Annotated in this window: 20 protein-coding genes, 1 tRNA gene and 2 pseudogenes; 9 read left to right on the top strand and 14 right to left on the bottom strand. The window is 69.6% G+C overall.

Annotation, left to right across the window (positions count from 1 at the left end; genetic code table 11):
• Window positions 1–117 precede the first annotated feature (117 nt).
• The 10 genes from rpmE to ABZS61_RS22140 all read right to left on the bottom strand — a co-directional run bounded on the left by rpmE (window position 118) and on the right by ABZS61_RS22140 (window position 13,069).
• Window positions 118–339 carry a 50S ribosomal protein L31 gene (rpmE, locus tag ABZS61_RS22185; RefSeq protein WP_356423798.1) on the bottom strand — a complete coding sequence of 74 codons (222 nt, stop codon included), beginning with the start codon at window positions 337–339 and terminating at the stop codon, window positions 118–120.
• A 179-nt stretch (window positions 340–518) separates the two neighbouring features.
• Window positions 519–1,622, bottom strand: coding sequence for an LCP family protein (locus tag ABZS61_RS22180; RefSeq protein ID WP_356423795.1), 1,104 nt, complete (start codon window positions 1,620–1,622; stop codon window positions 519–521).
• 249 nt (window positions 1,623–1,871) lie between these two features.
• Window positions 1,872–3,635 (bottom strand): trypsin-like serine protease, encoded by a 1,764-nt coding sequence (locus tag ABZS61_RS22175; RefSeq protein ID WP_356423792.1) that lies wholly within the window; start codon window positions 3,633–3,635, stop codon window positions 1,872–1,874.
• Window positions 3,636–3,844: 209 nt separating this feature from the next.
• A complete protein-coding gene (rho, locus tag ABZS61_RS22170; protein ID WP_356423789.1) occupies window positions 3,845–5,935 on the bottom strand; it encodes a transcription termination factor Rho in 2,091 nt (696 codons plus the stop codon).
• A gap of 390 nt (window positions 5,936–6,325) precedes the next feature.
• Window positions 6,326–7,243, bottom strand: coding sequence for a homoserine kinase (gene thrB / locus ABZS61_RS22165; RefSeq protein WP_356423786.1), 918 nt, complete (start codon window positions 7,241–7,243; stop codon window positions 6,326–6,328).
• Between the two features lie 288 nt (window positions 7,244–7,531).
• Window positions 7,532–8,602, bottom strand: coding sequence for a threonine synthase (gene thrC / locus ABZS61_RS22160; protein ID WP_356423782.1), 1,071 nt, complete (start codon window positions 8,600–8,602; stop codon window positions 7,532–7,534).
• A 6-nt stretch (window positions 8,603–8,608) separates the two neighbouring features.
• Window positions 8,609–9,964: a homoserine dehydrogenase gene (locus ABZS61_RS22155; RefSeq protein WP_356423779.1), complete on the bottom strand. Its 1,356-nt coding sequence runs from the start codon at window positions 9,962–9,964 to the stop codon at window positions 8,609–8,611.
• Between the two features lie 95 nt (window positions 9,965–10,059).
• Window positions 10,060–11,451 (bottom strand): diaminopimelate decarboxylase, encoded by a 1,392-nt coding sequence (lysA, locus tag ABZS61_RS22150; protein WP_356423776.1) that lies wholly within the window; start codon window positions 11,449–11,451, stop codon window positions 10,060–10,062.
• Between the two features lie 19 nt (window positions 11,452–11,470).
• A complete protein-coding gene (gene nrtL / locus ABZS61_RS22145; protein WP_356423773.1) occupies window positions 11,471–12,532 on the bottom strand; it encodes an ArgS-related anticodon-binding protein NrtL in 1,062 nt (353 codons plus the stop codon).
• A gap of 102 nt (window positions 12,533–12,634) precedes the next feature.
• Window positions 12,635–13,069, bottom strand: coding sequence for a response regulator (locus ABZS61_RS22140; RefSeq protein WP_356423770.1), 435 nt, complete (start codon window positions 13,067–13,069; stop codon window positions 12,635–12,637).
• Between the two features lie 254 nt (window positions 13,070–13,323).
• Here ABZS61_RS22140 and ABZS61_RS22135 point away from each other — a divergent pair.
• The 4 genes from ABZS61_RS22135 to ABZS61_RS22120 all read left to right on the top strand — a co-directional run bounded on the left by ABZS61_RS22135 (window position 13,324) and on the right by ABZS61_RS22120 (window position 15,810).
• Window positions 13,324–13,395: transfer RNA gene (locus ABZS61_RS22135), tRNA-Arg, on the top strand.
• A 111-nt stretch (window positions 13,396–13,506) separates the two neighbouring features.
• On the top strand, window positions 13,507–14,781 hold the full coding sequence (locus ABZS61_RS22130) for an RNase A-like domain-containing protein (RefSeq protein ID WP_356423767.1): 1,275 nt from the start codon (window positions 13,507–13,509) through the stop codon (window positions 14,779–14,781).
• Between the two features lie 58 nt (window positions 14,782–14,839).
• Window positions 14,840–15,139 carry an RNase A-like domain-containing protein gene (locus tag ABZS61_RS22125; RefSeq protein WP_356423764.1) on the top strand — a complete coding sequence of 100 codons (300 nt, stop codon included), beginning with the start codon at window positions 14,840–14,842 and terminating at the stop codon, window positions 15,137–15,139.
• Between the two features lie 14 nt (window positions 15,140–15,153).
• Window positions 15,154–15,810: a contact-dependent growth inhibition system immunity protein gene (locus tag ABZS61_RS22120; protein ID WP_356423761.1), complete on the top strand. Its 657-nt coding sequence runs from the start codon at window positions 15,154–15,156 to the stop codon at window positions 15,808–15,810.
• Between the two features lie 185 nt (window positions 15,811–15,995).
• Here ABZS61_RS22120 and ABZS61_RS22115 read toward each other — a convergent pair whose 3' ends face one another.
• Window positions 15,996–16,853, bottom strand: a complete 858-nt coding sequence (locus ABZS61_RS22115; RefSeq protein WP_356423758.1) for a hypothetical protein — start codon at window positions 16,851–16,853, stop codon at window positions 15,996–15,998.
• Window positions 16,854–17,074: 221 nt separating this feature from the next.
• Between ABZS61_RS22115 and ABZS61_RS22110 the strand changes: the two are divergent.
• The 5 genes and pseudogenes from ABZS61_RS22110 to ABZS61_RS22090 form a co-directional block, all read left to right on the top strand.
• Window positions 17,075–17,333 (top strand): annotated as a pseudogene (locus ABZS61_RS22110) (helix-turn-helix transcriptional regulator); the annotation flags it as partial.
• A 482-nt stretch (window positions 17,334–17,815) separates the two neighbouring features.
• A complete protein-coding gene (locus ABZS61_RS22105; protein ID WP_356423755.1) occupies window positions 17,816–18,202 on the top strand; it encodes a hypothetical protein in 387 nt (128 codons plus the stop codon).
• A 205-nt stretch (window positions 18,203–18,407) separates the two neighbouring features.
• Window positions 18,408–19,409 (top strand): winged helix-turn-helix domain-containing protein, encoded by a 1,002-nt coding sequence (locus ABZS61_RS22100; protein ID WP_356423752.1) that lies wholly within the window; start codon window positions 18,408–18,410, stop codon window positions 19,407–19,409.
• Window positions 19,410–19,566: 157 nt separating this feature from the next.
• The gene (locus ABZS61_RS22095; RefSeq protein ID WP_356423749.1) at window positions 19,567–20,280 is read left to right on the top strand and encodes a C39 family peptidase; all 714 of its coding nucleotides are present in this window, start codon (window positions 19,567–19,569) and stop codon (window positions 20,278–20,280) included.
• A 45-nt stretch (window positions 20,281–20,325) separates the two neighbouring features.
• Window positions 20,326–21,315 carry an esterase family protein gene (locus ABZS61_RS22090; protein ID WP_356423746.1) on the top strand — a complete coding sequence of 330 codons (990 nt, stop codon included), beginning with the start codon at window positions 20,326–20,328 and terminating at the stop codon, window positions 21,313–21,315.
• Window positions 21,316–21,777: 462 nt separating this feature from the next.
• Here the strand turns inward: ABZS61_RS22090 and ABZS61_RS22085 are convergent, their stop codons facing one another.
• From ABZS61_RS22085 to ABZS61_RS22075, 3 genes and pseudogenes are all read right to left on the bottom strand, one after another.
• Window positions 21,778–22,509, bottom strand: a complete 732-nt coding sequence (locus ABZS61_RS22085; RefSeq protein WP_356423743.1) for a hypothetical protein — start codon at window positions 22,507–22,509, stop codon at window positions 21,778–21,780.
• 216 nt (window positions 22,510–22,725) lie between these two features.
• Window positions 22,726–23,373: an SUMF1/EgtB/PvdO family nonheme iron enzyme gene (locus ABZS61_RS22080; protein ID WP_356424311.1), complete on the bottom strand. Its 648-nt coding sequence runs from the start codon at window positions 23,371–23,373 to the stop codon at window positions 22,726–22,728.
• Between the two features lie 100 nt (window positions 23,374–23,473).
• Window positions 23,474–23,701, bottom strand: a pseudogene (locus ABZS61_RS22075) (2-oxoacid:ferredoxin oxidoreductase subunit beta); the annotation flags it as partial.

Below are 23,701 nucleotides of genomic sequence, written 5' to 3'. Positions count from 1 at the left end.
CTGCTGGACGGCGTGCTGCCGGCCGTGCGTCCCAAGGACGCCCGGGCCGCACAGCCGGAAAAAACGCCGGCCCCGGCGCCCCCGCAAGAGGGCGCCGGGAACCGGCGCAGTGGCTCGCTACTTGGCGGAAGCGGCAGCCTTGCCGAAGCGGGCCTCGAAGCGTGCCACACGGCCGCCGGTGTCGAGGATCTTCTGCTTGCCCGTGTAGAACGGGTGGCACTCGGAGCAGACGTCGGCGCGGATCGCGCCGTTGCCGATGGTGCTCCGGGTGGTGAACGACGCACCGCAGGTGCAGCTGACCTGGGTCTCGACGTACTCGGGGTGAATTTCGCGCTTCAAGGGTTTCTCCTAGTTTCGGGAGGGCACCGGGTCGTACGCGCGGATTGCGCGTCCGTGAACCGGGGCCGACGTACCAGTCTGCCAGGACCGGCCGTATCTCCCAAAACGGAGGACCGGCCGCGCATATTCCCCGCGTGTTCCGGGAACACTGCGCGACCGGACGGTGACGGAACGCGCCGTTACCGTACGACGTCTCCCGCTTCGCCCTTGTCGCCCGCCGACTTCGCGGTGGCGGACGCGGGGATCGGCAGGTCCTGCTTGAGCGCCGCCCACACCTGCCGGCCCGCCTTCTCCTGCGGCAGCACACGGTTCGGGTCGGCCGGGTCGTACTCGACGGGCAGCGTGACCATCCGGACGTCCTCGGAGCCGAGGCCCTTCAGGCCGTTAGCGAAGCCGGTGAGCTTCTTGACCGATGCCAGCTCCGAGTCGGTGGTGACGGCCTTCGTCGCGGTGTCGGCGAGGCCGAAGAGCGTCTTGGGGTTCGAGAACACCCCGACGCTCTTCGCCTGGTCCATCAGCGCCTTCACGAAGGCCTGCTGGAGCTGGATGCGGCCCAGGTCGCTGCCGTCGCCGACGTCGTGGCGCGTACGGACGAGGCCGAGCGACTGCTCCCCGCTCAGGGTGTGCGGACCGGGCTTCAGCGCGAGATGGCTGTCGGGGTCGTCGATCGCCTGCGAGGTGGTGATCCTGACGCCGCCGAGCTCGTCGACGAGCTTCTTGAACCCGGTGAAGTCGACCTCGACGTAGTGGTCCATGCGGATGCCCGACATCGACTCGACGGTCTTCACCGCGCAGGCGGGTCCGCCGACCTGGTAGGCGGAGTTGAACATCGTCCCCTGCTCCGCGCCGACCTGCTTCCCGGTCGTGTCGCTCGTGCAGGCGGGACGGTCGACGAGGGTGTCCCGCGGGACCGAGACCACGCTCGCGGAGGAGTGCCCCTCGTTGACATGGACGATCATCGCGGTGTCCGCCCGCGCGGAGCCCTCGTCCGCGCCGTACCCGGAGTTCGCGCCGGAGCGGGAGTCCGATCCCAGCACCAGGATGTCCTGCGAACCGTTGTCCACGTCGGCGGGGCGCTGCGCGCCCAGTGCGGCGTTGATGTCGACGCCCTCGAGGTTGCCGTTGAGCTTGACGTACGCGTAGCCGAGCCCGGATCCTCCGGCCACGACCACCGCGGCGGCGGTCCACAGCGCCACGGTCTTCACCCGGCGGCCCCGCGAGGGTTTCCTGCGGCGGCTGCCGGTGCCACGTATTCGGCCGGTGCTCCTGCCCTGATCGCTCATGCGGCTCCCTCGCTGTTGCTTGCTGCTACCCCCTGCCGTGACTCACTGGCACGGTCCGGCGTCACTCGGTGGGACGCCGGAGCAGCGAGAAGCGTTGCACAACGAGCTGTGGCCCCCGTCCGGGGACGGGGGCCACAGATGATGCGGGCGAGCCTACGGAAACCGGTGGCTCACCTGCTGTTTCGGGGCCGGTGGCCACTCCGCCCGGGCAGCTGCCCGATCACGGCGGATGTGGTCAACGTCTCCGGATCAGCCGAGGAGGTTGAAGCCGTTCCAGCCCTTGCCGGCCTTGTACCGTGCGCTGAACGGCGCGGTGGCCGAGCCACGGCTCGGGTAGATCCACAGATCGCCCGCCTTGTCGCGGACGATGACGTCCGCGATGCCGTCACCGGTGTTGTCACCTGTACCGGCATAGGCCGTGAAGCCCCAGCCCTTGCCGACCTGGACCTTGGGCGCGTACGGCGAGGCAGGAATGTCCCGGCCCGCGTAGAGCCACACGCGGCCCAGGCTGTCACGCGTCAACAGGTCGGGCTTGCCGTCACCGCTGTAGTCGCCCTTGCCGAAGACGATGACGCTGCCCCAGCCGGTGCCCCCGCCGACGCGGGCACCGAAGGTGCCGTCGCCACGACCCGGGTACGTCCAGATCTTGCCGTCCTTGTCGATGCCGACCAGGTCCGGATTGCCGTCACGCGTGACGTCACCGGGGAAGAGGATGTTCTTCCAGGAGGACCATCCCTTGCCGATCTTCGTCTCGACCCACTCGCCCACACCGTCGAAACGGAGCCAGTAGAGGTCGCCGTTGCCGATGCGGTAGACGTAGTCCTGGTAGTCGTCCCGGTTCCAGTCGACCTGGCGGACCAGGTTGGTCCCGCCCCAGTCCCCGAGCGACTCGGCTCCGCTGAACGACTGGCCGGTCGAGTAGTAGTTGTACGCCGTACCGGCCGACTTGCGGGCGAAGAGGTCCGCCTTGAAGTCACCGTTCAGGTTGGCGTCGTCGATCCGCGGGTTGATCTTGGGGAACAGAGTGCTCGTCTTCGCGTAAACGCTGTACGAGCCCTTCTCCACGCAGTCCTTCATGCCCCATGACACAACGCCCGCGATCCGGCCGTTGACGACCATCGGGCCACCCGAGTCACCGTTGCACGGCGAAACCGTCCCGCTGTCCTCGCCGGATGCCGGAACACCGGCACACGTCATCTGACCGGCCACGAAGTCCACCGGGTAGGTGGACTTGCAGGTCGAGTCGGACTGGATCGGCACGGTGGCCTTGCGCAGCGTCTCGGAGATGTCCTGGCTGGTGGAGCTTGTGCGCCCCCAGCCGTAGACGGTGGCGCGTGTGCCCGCCGCGTAGAGGGCGGTGTCCGTTCCCGACGCCGGCTGCAGCGTCTTGTACGGAAGTGCCGTGCCCAGCGTCAGTACGGCGACGTCACCGCTGATAGCGGCGTCGTTGTAGGACGGGTTGACCCACTGCCGCCAGACCGAGACCGCCCGGCCACCGTGCAGGTCGCCCGAGACCGGCAGTTGGCTGGTCCCCCCGACGACAGCACCGTTCGCCGCCCAGTCAAGGCCGTCCACGCAGTGCGCGGCGGTGAGGACCTTTGCCGGGGCGACGAGCGTCCCACCGCAGAAGTAGCCGTCGTCGTCCGCCGTGTCAGCGGTGCCCTTGTCGTCGTAGTAGTGCAGCTGCACCATCCACGGCGCCTCGGTGATCGTCGCGGCGACGCCGCCGATGATCTTCGGGTCCACGGTGCGCTCAGGCACGTCCGCAGTGGACTCCGGATCGGCGCCCGGCACGCCCGATTCGCCCTGCTTGAGCTTTGCGGCCGATCCCTTGACCGTCTGCAGCAGCTCGGCCTGTGAGGCCGTGGCACGCTTCTGAACGCTCTGATTCTCCGGAAGCGGAGGCGTGTCGGCGGCCTGCGCGGGTACAGCGGACAGTGCCGCAGTTCCCAGCGCGAGCGCGGCGACCGCCGCGGGGAAGGTGATAAAGCCCTTCCGTCTGCCAGATGTCACTCAAGAATCCCTTCGATCGACACGGCGCAACGAAATTACGGCGCCGGGTAGTTGCACTCAAAAGGGAGAAAAAGATCCCACTGGAACGCGACACAGTGGGCGTATAGAAAATACGTTCCCCCCCACATACAGCCAGCTGATCCTACAACGCAGAACTGCCCTCGTCACCGGTGTGACGAGGGCAGTTCTGCGTGACTTGTGATGCGACGTCAGTCGTTGCTGTTACCCGGCGTCGTCTTCTGGATCTGGAGCAGGAACTCCGCGTTGGACTGCGTCTTCTTCATGCGGTCCAGGAGAAGCTCGATCGCCTGCTGCTGGTCGAGTGCGTGCAGCACCCGGCGCAGCTTCCAGACAACCGCCAGCTCGTCGCTGCCGAGCAGGATCTCTTCCTTACGGGTGCTGGACGCGTCCACGTCCACCGCCGGGAAGATGCGCTTGTCCGAGAGCTTCCGGTCGAGCTTGAGCTCCATGTTGCCGGTGCCCTTGAACTCCTCGAAGATCACCTCGTCCATGCGCGAGCCGGTCTCGACGAGCGCGGTCGCCAGGATCGTCAGCGAGCCGCCGTCCTCGATGTTCCGCGCGGCACCGAAGAAGCGCTTCGGCGGGTACAGCGCGGTCGAGTCGACACCACCGGACAGGATGCGGCCCGAGGCCGGCGCCGCCAGGTTGTAAGCGCGGCCCAGACGGGTGATCGAGTCCAGCAGGACGACCACGTCGTGACCCAGCTCCACGAGACGCTTCGCGCGCTCGATGGCCAGCTCGGCGACCGTGGTGTGGTCCTCGGCGGGACGGTCGAAGGTCGAGGAGATGACCTCGCCCTTCACCGACCGCTGCATGTCGGTGACCTCTTCCGGACGCTCGTCGACCAGGACGACCATCAGGTGGCACTCGGGGCTGTTGACCGTGATCGCGTTGGCGATGGCCTGCAGGATCATGGTCTTACCGGTCTTCGGCGGGGCCACGATCAGGCCTCGCTGGCCCTTGCCGATCGGGGCGACCAGGTCGATGATCCGGGTGGTCAGGATGTTGGAGTCGGTCTCCAGACGGAGCCTGTCCTGCGGGTACAGCGGGGTCAGCTTCTGGAACTCGGGGCGGCCGCGGCCGGTCTCCGGCGCCATGCCGTTCACCGTGTCGAGGCGGACCAGCGCGTTGAACTTCTCGCGGCGCTCGCCGTCCTTGGGCTGACGCACCGCACCGGTGACGTGGTCACCCTTGCGCAGGCCGTTCTTGCGGACCTGGGCGAGCGAGACGTACACGTCGTTCGGTCCCGGCAGGTAGCCGGAGGTCCGGATGAACGCGTAGTTGTCGAGGATGTCCAGGATGCCCGCGACGGGGATCAGGACGTCGTCGTCGGCCACCTGGACGTCGGTCGCGAAGTCGTCGCGGCCGCGACGGCCACGGCGGTCGCGGTAACGGCCCCGACGGCCACGCCGGCCGCCCTCGTCGTCGTAGGCGTCGTCCTGCTGACCGCCGCCGCCCTGCTGGCCCTGGCCCTGGCTCTGGCCCTGACCACCCTGGCCCTGGCTCTGGCTCTGGCTCTGACCCTGGCCCTGACGGCGCTGGCCGCCGCCCTGCTGGCCCTGGTCGTCGCCCTTGCCGCGCCGGTCGCGCTGGCGGTCACGGCGGTCACCGCGGTCGCCACGCTCACCGCGCTGGCCGCGGTCCTGACGGTCCCCGCGGCGGCCCTCGGCGGTGTCGGCGGCGGACTCGGCCTTCGCGTCACCCTTCGCCTCGCCGCGCTCGTCGCCGCGGTCCTGGCGGCCCTCGGTCTTCGGCTCGGCGGCCTGCGACTCCGCCTTGGCCTCGGCCTTGACGTCGCCCTTGGTGTCGGGGCTGCCCGCCTGCGCGGTCGCCCGGCGACGACGGCGCTCGCCCGTGGGCTGGTCGTCGCTGGCCGGCTGACCGGGGATGTCGATCTGCTGCTGGGCCGCGGGCTTCTCGGCCGCGGCGGCGGACTCGTCCCCCGTACGCGACTTGGACGTGGCACGCCGCTTGGGCTTGCTCTCGGCGTCCGTACCGGCGGTGGCGGCAGCAGCCTTGGAGGCAGTCTTGGGTGCGGAGGAGCTCCCGGCCTGCGCCTCCTTGATGACCTCGATCAGCTGGCTCTTGCGCATCCGCGCAGTCCCCCTGATGCCGAGGCCGGACGCGACCTGCTGCAGCTCGGCCAGGACCATGCCCTCGAGGCCGGTGCCGGAGCGGCGGCGCCGTGCGGTGGTGCCAGTGGCAGCACCTTCGGCGGGCGCAGAGCTGTCGACGCTCTTGTCGGCAGTCACGCCCATCAGATCGGTGGTGTCGCTCACGAAGGGTCCTTCCCTGGAGCGGACGTCGGCCTTCTGGCTCGGCGACCGGTTGTGCTGTCCGGCTACGGTCTGTTGATCTTTTTGATCGCGGACCTTGCCGGGGCGGTGGTCCGCCGGGTACGGCGGAGAGATGAATGTGCGGGGTTCCGGCTCGAGATCCCCCTGCTCGGCCCACTCCTGGACGAGCAAGAGGGTGTCGTGCCGGTTCCGGAGCGTGCTCGAAGCTGCTCAGGCAGGCTGCTCAGGCAGTCGGGGAGGCTCCCGGAAGAGTGGTGGTCCCGAAGGGGGACACGAAGCAACGCGCCACAAAGACGTCGATTGCTGACTTGAGGTTAACACTACCGGCTCCAACAAACATTCCCCCTCTCATGCACCGGCAATCACGTGCGCTTACGCGGCGAGCGGCAGCACGCTCGCGCCCGTGGTGTCGAGCGCGAGCCTGTTCGCGGCCCATCCCTCACCCGCCAGCCGGGTGACCTTGTCGGCCGAGCCCTCCTCCGTCAGCGCGAGCACGGTCGGCCCCGCTCCGGAGATGACAGCAGGGACGCCGTCGGCGCGCAGCCGGTTCACGAGTTCCACGCTCTGCGGCATCGCGGGCGCCCGGTACTCCTGGTGGAGCCGGTCCTCGGTGGCGGCGAGCAGCAGCTCGGGGCGCCTGGTCAGGGCCTCCACGAGGAGGGCCGCACGACCGGCGTTGGCAGCGGCGTCCACGTGCGGAACCGTGCGCGGCAGCAGACCGCGTGCCGTCTCGGTGAGTACCGGCGTGGCAGGGACGAAAACCACCGGAACGACGGAATCCGCGGGATCCATCCTGATCGCCCTGGCCGCTCCGCCGTCCATCCACGCGAGCGTGAAACCGCCGAGGAGGCAGGCCGCGACGTTGTCGGGGTGCCCTTCGATCTCGGTGGCCAGCTCCAGCAGGGCCGCGTCGACGAGGCGGGCGTCGCCGCCCGTCGTCACCGCACGCGCGGCGACGATGCCGGCACAGATCGCGGCGGACGAGGAGCCCATGCCCCTGCCGTGCGGGATGCGGTTGGCGCAGACGATCTCGAGGCCGCGGGGCTGTCCGCCGAGCAGGTCGAAGGCCGTGCGCAGGGAGCGCACGAGCAGGTGGCTCTCGTCGCGGGGCAGCGTCTCGGCGCCCTCACCCGCGATGTCGATGTGCAGCCCGGAGTCGGCGACCCGGACGACGACGTCGTCGTAGAGCCCCAGCGAAAGGCCCAGGGCGTCGAAACCGGGGCCGAGGTTGGCGCTGGTTGCGGGGACGCGCACCCGGACGGCGGCAGCTCGGAACGCGGGACCGGCCATCGGTTGGACGACTCTTCCTGTACGGCGGCGGGGATGTCGTGCGGGGTGATGCGGGCGGGGTGATGCGGGCGGGACCTCGGCGTGCGTGGGGCGCCGAGGTGCCGGAATGGGGTACCCGGCAGCCATGACGGCGACTGCACCGCGGCGCATGCGCGGGGCGGGTTGACCACAGCTTATCGAAGGAAGGTTCTGTGGCGACATAGGGCGCACAGGAGGCGCACGATGCGTGTCGCACGCCTCCTATGCGCTCTCCGCCCGAAAAGGGCGACTGAGCTGCGAAGTGCCGGGTTACGCCAGACCCAGCTTCTGGGCGGCGGTGACCGCGTCCACGGGCACCGTGACCGGCTGCGGAGCGCCCGCGACGGCCCAGTCGGGGTCCTTGAGGCCGTTGCCCGTGACGGTGCAGACGATCTTCTGGCCGGGGTCGACCTTGCCCTCCTCGGCGGCCTTGAGAAGACCGGCGACGGAGGCGGCGGACGCGGGCTCGACGAACACACCCTCCTGGGAGGCCAACAGGCGGTAGGCGGACAGGATCTGTCGGTCCGTCACCTCGTCGATGAAACCACCCGATTCGTCCCGGGCGTCCAGGGCGAACTGCCAGGAGGCCGGGTTCCCGATGCGGATCGCGGTGGCGATGGTCGCCGGGTCCTTGACGATCTCGCCGCGCACGATGGGCGCGGAGCCGGATGCCTGGAAGCCCCACATGCGCGGGGTGTGCGTGGACAGTCCGTCCCCCGCGTACTCCTTGTAGCCCTTCCAGTAGGCCGTGATGTTGCCCGCGTTGCCGACCGGCAGGACGTGGATGTCGGGGGCGTCACCGAGCGCGTCGACGATCTCGAACGCGGCGGTCTTCTGTCCCTCGATCCGGACCGGGTTGACCGAATTGACCAGCGCCACCGGGTAGTTGTCCGAGAGGCTGCGGGCCAGGGTCAGGCAGTCGTCGAAGTTGCCGTCGACCTGGAGGATCTTCGCGCCGTGGACGAGGGCCTGCCCCATCTTGCCGAGCGCGATCTTGCCCTGCGGTACGAGCACGGCGCAGACCATGCCGGCCCGCACCGCGTATGCGGCGGCGGACGCGGAGGTGTTGCCGGTGGAGGCGCAGATGACGGCCTGTGCGCCCTCCTCCTTGGCCCGGGTGATCGCCATCGTCATGCCGCGGTCCTTGAACGACCCCGTGGGGTTGGCGCCCTCGACCTTGAGGTGCACCTCGCAGCCCGTGCGCTCGGAGAGGACCTGCGCCGGGACGAGCGGAGTGCCGCCCTCACGGAGCGTGACGACCGGCGTCGTGCTCGTGACCGGAAGACGGTCCCGGTACTCCTCGATGATGCCGCGCCACTGGTGGGTGCCCTTGCTGGTCATGGGTCCTTACTCCCCTTCAACACGCATGATGCTGGCGACACCGCGCACGGTGTCCAGCTTGCGCAGCGCTTCGACGGTCCCGGAGAGGGCTGCGTCGGGCGCGCGGTGGGTGACGACGACGAGGGATGCCTCGCCGTCTCCGCCCACCCGTCGCCCGCCGCCACCCTGCTCGATGGCAACTTCGTCGCCGCTGCTCGAATGTCGGCTCTGCTGTCGGACCGTATCGATCGATACGCCCTGTTCGGCGAAGACCGTCGCGACCTGGGCGAGTACGCCAGGCTTGTCGGCCACGTCGAGACTGATGTGGTAGCGCGTGACGACATCGCCCATGGGGCTGACCGGCAGACGCGTGTACGCGGACTCACCGGGACCGGTGGTCGCACCGATGATGTTGCGGCAGACGGCCACCAGGTCGCCGAGGACCGCGGACGCGGTCGGGGCGCCACCGGCGCCGGGACCGTAGAACATCAGCTGCCCGGCGGCCTCGGCCTCGACGAAGACGGCGTTGTACGCCTCGCGGACGGAGGCCAGCGGGTGGCTGAGCGGGATCATCGCGGGGTGCACGCGGGCGGTGACGGACCTGCCGTCGGCCGCGCGCTCGCAGATGGCGAGGAGCTTGACGGTGCAGCCCATGCGGCGGGCGGAGGCGATGTCGGCGGCGGTGACCTCGGTGATGCCCTCGCGGTGCACCTCGCCGATCTTCACCCGGGTGTGGAAGGCGATCCCGGCGAGGATCGCGGCCTTCGCGGCGGCGTCGAAGCCCTCGACGTCCGCGGTCGGGTCGGCCTCGGCGTAGCCGAGCGCGGTGGCCTCGTCGAGCGCCTCGGAGTACCCGGCGCCGCTGGTGTCCATCTTGTCGAGGATGAAGTTGGTCGTGCCGTTGACGATGCCGAGCACCCGGTTGACCTTGTCCCCCGCGAGGGACTCGCGCAGCGGCCGTACGAGCGGGATGGCGCCGGCGACGGCCGCCTCGTAGTAGAGGTCCCGGCCGTGCTTCTCGGCGGCGGCGTGGAGGGCGGAGCCGTCCTCGGCGAGCAGCGCCTTGTTGGCCGAGACGACGCCCGCCCCGTGCTCGAAGGCGGTCGTGATGAGCGTGCGGGCGGGCTCGATGCCCCCGATGACCTCGATGACGACGTCGATGTCACCCCGTTTGACCAGGGCGGTCGCATCGGTGGTGATCAGCGCGGGGTCGATGCCCTCCCGCACCTTGGAGGGACGGCGCACGGCGACACCCGCGAGCTCGACCGGCGCACCGATGCGCGCGGCGAGGTCGTCGGCGTGCGTCGTCATGATGCGAGCCACCTCTGAGCCGACCACTCCACAGCCCAGCAGCGCCACCTTCAGCGGACGCGTACGCATCATCCGACCTCGTTTCTCATACTTCAGATGTGTGGAACAGTCTCACTCACCGGACGGGAGTTTCTGTCACCCGTCCGGATCCTGAGACCCTTATTTCATCAGCCGACATCGAGACGCAGAAGATCTTCCTCCGTCTCGCGCCGGACGATCACCCGCGCCTCGCCGTCCCGCACGGCGACGACCGGGGGGCGCAGGGCGTGGTTGTAGTTGCTCGCCATGGAGCGGCAGTACGCTCCGGTGGCCGGCACGGCGATCAGATCGCCGGGAGCCAGGTCCGAGGGCAGGAAAGCGTCCTTGACCACGATGTCGCCGCTCTCGCAGTGCTTGCCGACGACGCGCACGAGCATGGGATCGGCGTCGGAGCTGCGCGAGACGAGGGAGACGCTGTATTCGGCGTCGTACAGCGCGGTGCGGATGTTGTCCGACATACCGCCGTCGACACTGACGTACGTGCGCAGGCCCTCGAGGGGCTTGACGGTGCCGACCTCGTACAGCGTGAACGCGGTGGGTCCTACGATGGCGCGCCCCGGCTCGACGGAGATCCGCGGCGTCCGCAGCTTCGCCGACTCGCACTCGCGGGTCACGATGTCGCTGAGCGCCTTGGCGATCTCGTGCGGCTCGCGGGGGTCGTCCTCGGAGGTGTACGCGATACCGAGGCCGCCGCCGAGGTCGATCTCGGGGAGCTCGATGCCGTGTTCGTCGCGGATCTCGGCGAGCAGCTGCACCACGCGCCGCGCGGAGACCTCGAAGCCGGCCATGTCGAAGATCTGCGAGCCGATGTGCGAGTGGATGCCGATGAGTTCGAGCCCGTCGAGGGTGAGCACCCTGCGCACCGCTTCGGCGGCCTGTCCGTCGGCCAGCGCGATGCCGAACTTCTGGTCCTCGTGCGCGGTCGCGATGAACTCGTGGGTGTGGGCCTCGACGCCGACCGTCACGCGGATCTGTACGCGCTGGCGCTTCCCGAGCTGCTGGGCGATGTGCGAGACGCGGACGATCTCCTGGAAGGAGTCGAGCACGATCCGCCCGACACCGGCTGCGATGGCCCGCTCGATCTCGGCGACGGTCTTGTTGTTGCCGTGGAAGGCGATGCGCTCGGCGGGCATCCCGGCGTCCAGCGCGGTGGCGAGCTCGCCGCCGGAGCACACGTCGAGGTTCAGCCCCTCTTCCTGGAGCCAGCGCACGACGGCACGCGACAGGAAGGCCTTCCCGGCGTAGAACACATCGGCGTCCGGCCCGAAGGCATCGGCCCAGGCGCGGCAGCGCGCCCGGAAGTCGCTCTCGTCGAGGAAGTACGCCGGGGTGCCGAACTCCTCGGCCAGCCGGGCGACTTCCATCCCGCCGACGGTGAGGGCACCGTCCGCGTCGCGGGTGACGGTGCGGGACCAGACCTTGTCGTCCAGCACGTTCAGGTCGGTCGCCGGAGCGCTGTAGTGGCCCTCGGTGTAGACATCGGCGTGGCGGGGCCCGGCGGGGTGTGCGGATCGGCTCATCGTTCTGTTCTCTCAGGTCTCAGAGGTGTTCGGGCGCGCTGATGCCGAGCAGGAACAGGCCGCCTGCCAGCACCGTCCCGGCGGCTTCGGCAAGAGCCAGCCGGGAGCGGTGGGCGGCCGAGGGTTTCTCGTCGCCGACGGGGAGCGGCGGGTTCGTGTCGTGGAGGTCGAAGAAGGCGCGCGCCACCGTCTCCAGGTGCCGGGCGACCCGGTCGGGAGCGTGGTGGCGGGCGGCTGAGGCGAGTACGCCGGGGTGGTCGGCGAGCGCGGCGTGCAGTGCGGGTGCGTCCACGTCCTCCTCGTACGCGCCGGCGAAGCCGAGCTGCTCCGCATTCCGTGTGAGTGCGCGGGCACGCGCGTGGGCGTAGCGGACCAGGAAGAGCGGGTTGGCCTCGCCCTGTACGAGGAGCTCGTCGCCCAGCGGGGCGTGGTCATGGGCCGCGGGCCGCAGCAGGCCCCACAGCGCGGCGTCCCGTCCGAGGTGCTCCAGCAGTTCGGCGGCGGTGGCGCGGGCGGGCACGGGACGGATCTCGAAACTCTCCTCCGGCCCACGGCGAGGGCCGGCCACGACGCCCAGACGCTCCCAGTCCCGGTCGGCCGCTCCGGTGCAGCCGATGAGTACCCGGGCGCCTTGCGTCCCCAGGAGGCGACCGACCGCCTGGGCGTGGACCGCGGCCCGGACCTCGGGCGGGTGGTGGAGGCGGTGGAGCCGCCCGGCGTCGGTGCTGCGCCATCCGTACCGGAGGCCCTGCTCCCGTACGTCGTGTACGAGCGCGGCGCGGGCGGCCGTGTCGGCGGACGCGTCGAGCGTGAAGTTCAGAAACCCGGGCCCGGTGATCTCGACCCGTCCGATGCCGGGCACCGCCGCCACCCGGTCGCGCAGGATGCTCGCGACCTCCCGGGCGGGGAGCGCGGCAGGACCGGCCAGCTGGAGGGCTACGGCGCAGGCGTAGTCGCCGGTGCCGCCGGGCCGTGTCCGCTCCACCCGCACGCGCGCGGGCACGGGCGCGTGCAGGACGTCCTCGTCGACCGCGCGGCGCACAGCGCGCAGCACGGTTCGGGAGAGATCTGCGGGGGTCACGGGACAAGCGTATGGGAGGGAGGGGGGCACTTCGCGACCCCGTTTCGCCATCCGGTCACCCGCGCACTCCGGGATGCGGGCGGGCAGTGGCCGGTCGTACCGTCATCCGGCCGTGCTCCCGGCCCTCCCGGCACCGTGTCTGCCGTCGACCGACGGCGAGTCCTTCCTGCGCATCAGGCGGTGGACGATCCGCACCAGCTCGCTCGGCTCGAACGGCTTCGCCAGGAAGGCGTCGATCCCGGCGGCCACCCCCGAGTCCACCTCGTACGGCGTGCAGGCACTCACCACGGCGACGGGCAGATGGCGCGTCCGCGGATCGGCGCGCAGTCGGACAGCGGTCTGGATTCCGTCGAGTCGGGGCATCACCACATCGAGCGTGATCACATCCGGGCAGACCCGGTGGACCAGATCCAGACACTCGACACCATCGGCCGCGGTCACGACCTCGAAGCCCTCCAGCTCGAGATTGACCCTGATCAGCTGCCGGATGACCTTGTTGTCGTCCACAACAAGCACGCGGCCGTACGCCCCTGACACCCTTCGAGAGTAGGTCCGCCGGAGGGGCTGCGTCCGGGTTTTGCCCACTTCCGCCCTCGGAGGGGTGGCCGGGCACCCCACGGCCCTGATTCGGCGCGCGGTGCCCGGCAGGCGACACACGGTCTCGGTGACCCGTCCGCCGAGCCCTCGGCCGACCGTCGGCGAACCGGTGCGCCGACGCGGAAATACCTGTTCCCGGACACCCCACCGAAGCTGGTAGGGTTTCACTCGTCGCCGCCAAGTGCAGCGATTTCGCCCCCGTAGCTCAGGGGATAGAGCATCGGCCTCCGGAGCCGGGTGCGCAGGTTCGAATCCTGCCGGGGGCACTTCCGCCAGCAGCGCGATCAACTCGCTGAGCAGGCGAAGTGCCGGACTTCAAGAGCCGGACCCAGTCCTACTGGGTCCGGTTCTTTGTCGTTGTCCACCGGTGATCGTGAGTGAGTGTCGCGAACTACTACGTAGTCCAGGTCATCTTCAACGGCGACGACCCGCAAAAGGGGCCCCTGGACGAGGCATACCGGAGCGCCCCCAAGTTCGAGGCCGGCGTCGCCCGTGCGCACGGCTTCGGTACCCGGGCCCTGGAGGAGTTCAAGGACTCGAAGGTCTGGCTGAAGGTCGACTCGAACGGCAACTACGACCTCAACCTCGCCGCCAACGAGTACATGGCAGACGGCCATACCCTGGACAAGCACGTCGGCAAGAGTAACGAGCAGTTGGCGCAGCGCCTGCGTGACCAGCAGTCGAACGGCCCGACGACGGCCTGGCCATACGGCAAGCCGATGCCCAGCGGTTCCTCCGCCTTCCCGAACTACCAACGCGCCGAGGACTTGACCGAGCGCAACCTGAACACGAACAAGGCCGCCATCGAGGCATGGATCAAAGGGCCTCCGCCGGCGTCCGATGGCGAGGTCAAGTCCTTCTACGACACGGTGCCCAGCGGTGAGACCAGCGGCCGCAGCGTGAGCAAGCAGCCGGTGGACTCCGGCGACCCGCTGTCCGGGTACAAGCAGGGCGGCCTGAACGCCAAAGCGTATGACGTGACCGGCGTCGACACACGGCTCCGTTACGACAGCAGCCGCAATCCACCGTTCACCGTCATGACGTCGATGCCCTCCAAGTCTTGGCGACCGGGCGAGAAAGGCCAGCACCACATGTCCGTCGACCAGAAGTCCTGGGAAGCCGCAGTACGCCACCTGTACGAGGACGCGTGCCCCTATGACGCCACGGGTCCACGCCGCCACGAGAACTGGATCCTCGACGTGATCACGCTGATGGCGCGGGTCCCGGATCCCCGCGGTTGGGCAGGTCTCGATGACGCGGCGCAGGATCCGGAGCGTGAGGCGTCCCCCACGTACCCCTTCGTCGCCCACCCGTCGGAGTACGTCGCGGAGCGGCTGAAGGAGATCGACCGGGACAGCGCCGAGAACCTGCTCCTGGCCCTCACGGACGACAAGTGCACCCTGTCCAACCTGGCACGCTTCACAGAAGGCCCGGATGAGCTGCGCGCGATGGCCCGCACGATCCTCGAGCGCTTCGGAGACGAGGCCAGGTACCACACCAACGTCAACAGGCCCGGCCGAGTGAGCGGCACACTCGACTTCACATCATCGAGCTGGGCGTACAGCCCGCTGAGCGAGTACTCGGAGGACTACGGCCTGATCGTCGTCTCAGACACCGAGGTCGGCATGTTCTGGAACTTCTCCGACTACTGAACCGCCCACCACCCGTACGAGCGCAAGCTCTGACCAGGTGATTTGAGAGGATGCCCTTGTGCTGACCCGCTCCGCCTCCTACCCCGACCGGGAGTCTGCCCAGTGGGCCACCCAGCAGGTGGTAACCGCCAACGAACAGGCCATCCACCGCTGGCTCGCCCAGAACACCCGGGCCCGCCTCACCGTCGAGGCCGCCTGGCCGTCCCGCGAGGAGCCCGTGGGCCGGGTCCAGCTGGAGGGCGACCTGCTGGCCGGGCGCGGGCCCGTCGACGTCCGCGCGGCGCGCGTGGTGCTTCGCCGCGAGCCGTCGAGTCCGCTCGGCTTCGTCGTCCACACGACCGTGCCGTTCTACCTGTAGAGGTTCACACGCACATGTCCATGAAGCCCCTCGAACACGACCGGCGTTACGGCGAGCTGGACCAGGTGATGCGCGCGTATCTGGGGCAGCCGGCCGACGACATCCCGGAGCGGCGCAGTCGCGCCCTGGACGCGTATCTCCGTCACACCTGGCATGCCCGCCCCTCGGCCATCGCGGAGGCGGAGCGCCAGCTGCGGGAGTACAGCCGTAATCCTCCGGGCCGCATCCGGCAAGAGCTGGGCGAGTTCTACTCGATCCCGGACACCGGAAAGCCTCAGTCGGACATCGGCGACTGGCTGATGGTGCTGGCCGACCACCTGAAGAAGAGCATCGAGGAGGGCGACGTCCCGGAACCGTCGTCCCCGCGGACGCACTGGGAGTGGCACGCGCGGTTCCCGGAAACCGCGCAACTACTGGGTGGCTGGTTCTCACAGGACATCGTCGACGAGTTCCCCGGTCATGATGCCGCCGTCGCCGACTACGCCGCCACCACCAACCCGCAGTTGGTCGCCCGACTCGTGGGCGAACTGCAGGAGCTGCTCGCGCTTCCCTTGGACGAGGGGGACTACGCCCTGGCTGCCGCCGAACTCGGCATGGAGGTGGGCCCGCCGGAGCCGTTCTCCCACGGCGCCTGGTTCCAGTCGCTGGCGGACACGCTGTCCGGCGCCTGATCCGGGTGCTCAAGCGTCGGCCGGGGACCCTCCCCTGGGCACCCGAACGAGTGAGGGAGGGCTCCACGACGCTCGAACCCCGAGATTCAAGACCCGAGCGCCGGCGCGGCGACCGCACCACCGCCACGGGATCGCGGTGAACTCGACGAAGCCCGATCGCCCTCGTGCAGGGACCGAACCGCGACCTATCGACGCTTCAGGACACGCCAGTCACGGCCCGGCTTCGGGATCTTCGCCTCGTCCGCGGCCGGACGGTCCTCGTCCTGGATGACCTCACCCACGATGACCTGACCCCCGACCGGCTTGGCGAGTTCCAGGCCGGAGAGATGAGTCTTGAGCCTCTTGGACATGGGGCGGAAGGTCGCATACGTGAGCCCGCCGGACACCGCGGCCCCGACGAGGGGAATGGCCTTCGACACGGACTTGGCGAAGGTCTGCTTCGTCATCTCGACGCCGAGGTACTGGGCGACCTTCTTCACGATGGGGTAGACGACACCCTTGGTCAGCGCCTGCTGGGGCAGCTTCTTGGCGACCTGCTCGGAGATCATCCCCGCCACCTTCCCCACGGCGGCGTTCGCGGACTGGGTTCCGAACATCACCCCGAAGAAGAGCGTGAGAACGCCCTTGGTGGCGTCATCAAGGTCGTCGCCGTCGGTGGAGAACAGGTCGGGCCAGCTGTAGAGGTAGGCGAGCTTCTGCGCGATGCGCAGCATGTGGGCGACGTACTGGGCCAGATCGGCCGGCACCGTGGCGGGCAGGGCGAGGACTCCAGGAAGTCCGGCAGCCGCGGAGACCGCGCTCACCTTGGCGGTTTCATAGCGAATGGAGGCGTCGGCCACCCTGTCCAGAACGTCAAGAGGGATGCCCGCCGCCGCGGGGTTCTCTTCCATCGCTTGGCGCAGTTGATCCTCCGAGCAATGACGGGCCAGCGCCGTCCGGAGGTACGCCTCCCTGTCGACCCGCACACCAGGAAACCTCGCCGCGCCCGCCAGAAGAGCGGAGAAGCGGGACTCCGCGTTCTCGCTCATTTCGCCCGTGACCATGCCAGGAAAGTACAGCAGGCGGGTGACTCGTATCCCTCGAATCGGTCATCGCGGTCGCGGATCGTGCCTCTGGGAGCCGGAGTTGGTGATCGTGCCGCCCTCACGGTGCGTACGCTGCGTCAGCATACGTGTACGCGGAGTGGGACTACGAGAACACGGACGACGGCGTCACGGGTACGGCGGCGGGCAAAACGGGCGCGGGAGCCGGCGCCGAGCCCGGCATGTCGGACAGCCTGCGCACGTTCGGCGCGTTCCTCCATGCCTTACGGGAGCACTCGAGGCTCTCCCGCGAGGAGTTCGCGGACCAGGTCGGCTTCTCCAAGCGCACGGTCGCCTCGATCCAGCAGGGCCGCCGGATGCCGGACCGCGACTTCGTCGAACGCGCGGAGGCGGCACTGGGGAACGGGGGCGCTGCGCAAGGCCGCGCCGCACCCGTCGCGGCAGGCGGGACTTGCGAGTTGGTTCCGGCAGTGGGCGCGCCCGCGTCGGCACCTACGGAACCCGTGACGAACGGCCCGTACACGGTGCGCATCCTGTCCACTTCGGACAGGAAACGGGCACGGGTGTCCTTGTCGAGCACGGAGGCTTTGATGACCTTCACGGCCGCCTGAGGACCGGCTACGGACTCCCCGAGATGCACCTGCCCCGTGCCGCCAGACCCGATCCAGCACACCAGGGCGTACCCGACGATCATCTTCGGATCGTCGTCCCGCAATGGCTCCACGTGCCGCACCTCCCCCACGTGACCGGTGTACGCCGCCCTGATACGCGTGCGCCCCGGACTCGCCGGGTTTGGGCGACAGGCCGATGCGGCTCGCCCCGGTACGGTCTGGAGGCAGGGTTCGCAGCCGGGGGCACTTCGCGATAAGCGCCAAAAGACCTTCTGACCAGTGACCATACTGATCGGAAGGTCTTTTCGTTCCCCGGATCCCCCGAGGCCTCCGAATCCACGGTGCCCGCCAATGACCAGCCTCCCCTCCCCCGTACCCGACGTGTGCGTCCGCGTGCTGATGAGCATCGGCGCCTGCGGGCCGTACGCGCACGTCGTGGCGCACTTCGAACCGCCCGGCCCCGGCGGCGCGTTCGAGCTGGTGAGCGTGGCCCCGGAGACGCAGCTGCCCGCGGAGTACCTGCCGGCCCTGCGGGCGGGGCTGCTGGAAGGGCTGGACGGGGTGGCGGCAGCGGTCCTGATCACGGCGGGCTCGTTCAGCGAGGTCGACTCGTCCGAGTACGGCTACCGGATCGCGGGCCGGCAGGCCGGCCGGGCGGCGTTGATCGCCTCGGGCCTCCTGCCCCCCGAGGAGGCCGAGTCCCTGCGCTGGGCACGCTGGCCGGGCCGACCGGCCTGACCCCAGGCCGGGGCACGTGCTGAACGTGGCGGACGTCAGGCGCGAACAGCTGCTGCCCCGCCCGGGGCACGCGGCGATCGCGCGAGGGTACGCTGCCCGAAAGCACCCGGCGGGCTGCGGGAACTCCCGTTGTGCGCATGCTGGTTGACCCGCCGAAGTGCCCACGGTCGGCATCGGCGTACCTTCATCTCTCGCTGGAGGGACCATGTTGCGGGTGTACTTCACATCCGAGGACCTGGCGCGGGTTCGGGTGGCCCCAGGACCCGACTTCCTCTGGGAGATCAGCAACAGCGTGCAGACCCTCCAGCGCCGCGACGGCGAGAGGGTGTTCGGGGCGTGGCGCCACTGGGCGCGGCCGAGGCTCTCCGGCAGCCGCACACTGCTGGCCGGCCTGCTGCCGCCCCGCGGTTACTCGCCCGACTTCCTCACCCCCACGTCGGGCGACCGCACCACCCTGCAGACGTCCCTCGACACCCTGATGAGCACTCCGCACCCTCGGCTGCGCACCGACCTGGCGCACCTGGCGTCCACGCCGCACGTGCCCGGCTGGGTCAGCTCCTTGGCCGCGGGCGACAGCGACGCCCTCCGACGTCTGGGAGATGCCCTCCACACCTATCAGCTGGAGGCGCTGGCCCCGTACTGGCCGCGTGTCCACGCACACATCGACGCCGACCGTGCGGTCCGGCTGGACAGCCTCCTCGACCGGGGCACCGAGGGACTGCTGACCGGTCTGGGGCCGCACATCCGCTGGCGGGCGCCCGTACTGGAAGTCACGTACCCGGTCGACCAGCAGCTTCATCTGGGCGGACGGGGACTCGTGCTGCAGCCGTCCTTCTTCTGCTGGCCCACGCCGACCACGCTGGCGGACGGTGACCTGCCACCCGTTCTCGTGTACCCCATCCACCACGCCGCCGACTGGGCCGAGCCCGCTCCCGATGTCCGCACCCCAGGAGGCACCGGCCCTCTGGGGCCGCTGCTGGGGCACACCCGTGCGGGCCTTCTGCGCGCGGCCCGTACCGGCTGTTCCACCGGCGAGGCCGCCCGTCTCCTCCAGGTGACCCACCCCGCCGTCAGCCAGCACGTGAACGTGCTGCGCGCGGCCGGTCTGATCACCACGGTCCGCAGGGCGGGCCGGTCCTTCCACGTCGCGACGGCGGAAGGCCGCGCCCTGCTCGCCACCGAGGCCCGGGGCGGGCCGAGGCCCTAGCAGCGTCGCCGGCAGCCCAAGTCCCGCGGTAAGCCTGAGCTTTCGGCGCTTGCGTCCGTAACGGGTCGGCAATCACGCTGGTCCCCGCTGTCGCACACGAACCGGGAATCCCCCCACATCGCCACTTCCCGCAAGGGCCCGTCCCCCAGGAGCCTTCATGCGTAAGAGACTTGTGTCCGCCGCGATCGCAGCCGTCGCCGTCGGAGCTCTCCTGCAGCCCGGCATGGCACACGCGTCGCCCGCACCGTCCGTCCCTCAGGTGTCCGTACTCGCCCATGGTTCGAGGGCCGGCACGGCCGTCGTCAGCGGGTTCGACGAGCCGGGCAGCCGGCTGAAGGTCGACGCCGGGCGCACCCGGAGCGCGCACTGGCTCCAGATCGACTACCAGGTCCAGGAGACCGGCTACTGGTGCGGTCCGGCCGCCACCCGCATCGCTCTCTCCGCCCGGACCGCCCCGCCCAGCCAGGGTGATCTCGCGTGGCAGCTCGGCACCACCCAGGCGGGTACCGACCACATCGGCCAGGTGACGCGCGTCCTCAACGCGAACCTGGGCGGGGGCTGGTACGAGACCAAGGAGATGCCGAACGATCCGCCCACCGAGGGACAGCGGGACCTGCTCTGGTACGACATCGTGTTCGACATCGACCGCAACTATCCGCTGGTGGCCAACATCGTCGCCCCGCCGGGCAACCAGCCGCCCGGGTACCCGTCGGACCAGACGATCTACCACTACTTCACCGTCTTCGGCTACGACGAGGTGGACCGCACCGTCCTCATCGCCGACCCCGCCTCCTTCAGCGGCAACCAGATCTACTGGATCTCCTTCGACCAGCTCGCCACGCTGATCCCGCCGAAGGGGTACTCCGCCTGACTCGCGCCTGACTCGGCCTGCTCCACTTCCCCCCAGGAGATCATGTTGAGTACGCACCGCCCCACCCGCAGGACTGTCATCAAGGCCGTCGCCGGACTCACCACGGCGACAGCCCTCGGCGCAGGGAGCGTCCTGGCGTCGGCATCGGCGGCCGGTGCCGCGGGCGACGGCTTCGGGTTACGCATCGTTGACCGCAACGAGAGCGACCCCCGTATGTGGTACTACCGCTTCGCGACGGACGCGATCGGCTGGGATCCGGGCGTCAACGTCCTGCTCCCCGACGGCTACCACACCGGCGGACGCACCTATCCGGTCCTCTACCTCTTCCACGGCGGAGGCACCGACCAGGACTTCATCACCTTCGACCGCATGGGCATCCGCGCCTGGACCGCCGGAAAGCCGGTCATCGTCGTGATGCCCGACGGTGGCCACGCGGGCTGGTACTCCAACCCGGTCAGCTCCCGCACCGGCCCCCGCAACTGGGAGACCTTCCACATCGCCCAGCTGCTCCCGTGGATCGACGCCAACTTCCGGACGTACGCCGAGTACGACGGCCGAGCCGTCTCCGGCTTCTCGATGGGCGGCTTCGGGGCGCTGAAGTACGCGGCGAAGTACTACGGCCACTTCGCCTCGGTGAGCGCCCACTCCGGGCCGGCCAGCCTGCGCCGCGACTTCGGCCTGGTCACCCACTGGGCCAACGCCTCCTCAGCGGCCGTGGAGCTGGGTGGGGGCACCGTCTACGGTGCGCCGCTCTGGGACGAGGCGAGGGTCAGCGCCGACAATCCCGTGCAGCGCGTCGAGAGCTACCGGAACAAGCGGGTCTTCCTGGTCGCCGGCACCAGTCCCGACCCGGTCAACTGGTTCGACACGGTCAACGAGACGCAGGTGCTCGCGGGCCAGCGGGAGTTCCGGGCCGGCCTCGGCGCGGCCGGTATCCCTCACGAGTGGCACGAGGTGCCCGGCGGGCATTTCGTGCGCCCCGACCTGTTCCGAAGGGACCTGGACGGCATCATCGCCCGGCTGCGCAGAGCGTAGCGCCACCTCCCACCGGACGTGGCGGAGCCCGGGAGTCGTATCCAGCTCCCGGGCCCCTGGGGATGCCACCCAATTGCGCTTGCCAGCGCCGTTTAAGAGTGCGGATCAGTCGTCAGACCGTCGCGTTCTTCCATTGAACTACCGCGCCATGTAGAGGTGCAGGCCGGATTCGAACCAGCATTCAACGGTGTTCGTCCGTACCCGGTCGATCTGGCAGTCGGTGGCGATGCTGAAGCTTGAGCGAGAGTCTGAGTGTGATCGCGGCTGCCTCTGCCATGTTGGGCTACCCCGGCAGGTGGTGCCGGGGGAAGGACTCGAACCTTCACCGTGACCGCGTCTTCAGGCTGAACGTCAGTTTCAGCTTGCGCTCGTCACACGGACCGGACCTCAACCGGCCGCGTGATGGTGCGCACCCCCACGACATTGCGTGGGGGCGATTGTGGATGCTACCTGCGTCCGGGGCTAGCCGAACAGGTAGCCGAACACCGCGTCGCCGACCCGCTGGTCGGTGACCTCGGCGCTGTTGGCCTCCTCGCGGGCGAACTTGACCGCGTGCTGCAGCTTCTCGACCCGCTCCAGCAGCTCGTTCACCCGCTTCGCCGGAAGCGATCCGGAGAACTTCACGGTCGTCCAGTACCCGATCGGCACGTCCTCGTAGTACACGTCGACCTGCGCCGGGTGCTTCTCGGTCGCCTCGGCCTTGACGTGGTTGCGCGGGACCTTCTTCGTCCGGATCGTGCGGACCGGTTCGGTCTTCCACCAGTCCGTCGACGGGTCGAGCGACCAGGACTCGGAGGCGTCGAGCACGGGGAGCTTCTTCACGAAGGTGTGCAGGTCGGTGAGCTGCTTCTCCAGGAAGAGCAGGTAGCTGACCGGCACTTCGCGGACGATCGTCCGTCCGTCGACGGTGACGTCGGCGCGGGCGGAGCAGTTGGCCCAGTCCTTGGTGGCGGTCACGTCGAACAGCCGGGTCAGCGACGCGGACATCTCACGCAGCACGTCCTCGGTCTTGACCTGTACGCGCGTGGACTCGGGCGGCAGCTGCTCGCCCTCCTCGTCCTTCGGCTGGTACGTACGCGAGATACCGGCCAGCTGTACGGGCTTCTGCACCTTGTGGTGGGCCGCGGTGATGTCCTGGAGCGACTTGCTCTTGACACCCTTTTCCACGGCGATGATCTGGTTGAGCTTCGCCACTTCGCCCCCCTTCGGACGAGAGGAACGTACCTCACCGGGACTCGATCGTCCGTATGGTTTTCGCGTCGTCGGACGGATCGGCTCGGCCCCTCCCGCGGCGCGCGGCACGGTGGTGCGGCAGCAGACAACCGGCATGCGATTCGCTCCGGCCGACGGGGCGACGGGGCGACGGGCTGAGCTCAGCTCAGACCTTCTCGAGCCCCGGCCCACCGGACCTCAGGCAGCTCCGCGGGCCAGCCGGAAGCCGAGGTCGTCGATGGCGAACGTGGGGTGGCTGCGGCGGCGTACCGTCGCGCCGCAGCCCCGCTCCGACTCGGCCCAGCCGCCTCCGCGGAAGATGCGGTACGCGCCGTAGATCTCCTCGTCGTAGAGGTCCCAGCACCACTCCCAGACGTTTCCCAGCATGTCGTGCAGCCCCCACGCGTTGGGCGTCCGGCCGCCGACGTCGTGGGCGCGGCCCCCGGAGTTGGCCTCGTACCAGGCGATCTCGTCGATCTCGCCGTACCGGTATCCGGTGGTCCCCGCCCTGCAGGCGTACTGCCACTCGGCCTCGGTCGGCAGGCGGTAGCCGTCGGACGCCCGGTCCCAGGTCACTTCGCCACTCCGCACGTCACGGGAGTAGGCCGGGTCCAGCCCGGCCCGCGCCGAGACCAGGTTGCACACCTCGATGGCGTCGAGCCAGCTGATGTTCGTGACGGGTACGGCGCCGCTCGCGGAGGGGGCGGGGACCGTTCCGGTGACGTCTCCGTGCTGCCCGGCGGTGACCGGGTACCGGCCGAGCAGGAAGGGCGCGATCTCCGCCTGCCAGCGGGTGCCCCGGCGGTCGTCCCGGAGGCCGACGGTACCGCCGGGGATCTCGGCCATCGCGACGGTCATCGGGTCGTCCGTGAGCGGGTGCACGCCGTGGGCCTCTCTGTTCGCGGGGGCCGACAGGCCGCCGGGGCCCACGATACGGAGAAGCGGGTCAGCCCACGACGGTCCAGGTGTCCTTTCCGGCGAGGAGCGTGTCCAGTTCTCCTTTGCCGTGTTGTTCGATGGCGGTGTCGAGCTGGTCGGACATGAGGGTGTCGTAGACGGGTCTTTCGACGCTGCGCAGGACGCCGATGGGGGTGTGGTGGAGGGTGTCGGCGTCGGCGAGGCGGGAGAGGGCGAACGCGGTGGTGGGGCTGGGGTTGTGGGCGTCGTGGACGAG

Origin of the sequence: Streptomyces sp. NPDC005566 (genome assembly GCF_040605575.1) — a bacterium.
Lineage (GTDB): Bacteria > Actinomycetota > Actinomycetes > Streptomycetales > Streptomycetaceae > Streptomyces.
The sequence above is the reverse complement of the archived record's forward strand: the minus strand, read 5'-3'. Positions and strand labels throughout refer to the sequence as shown.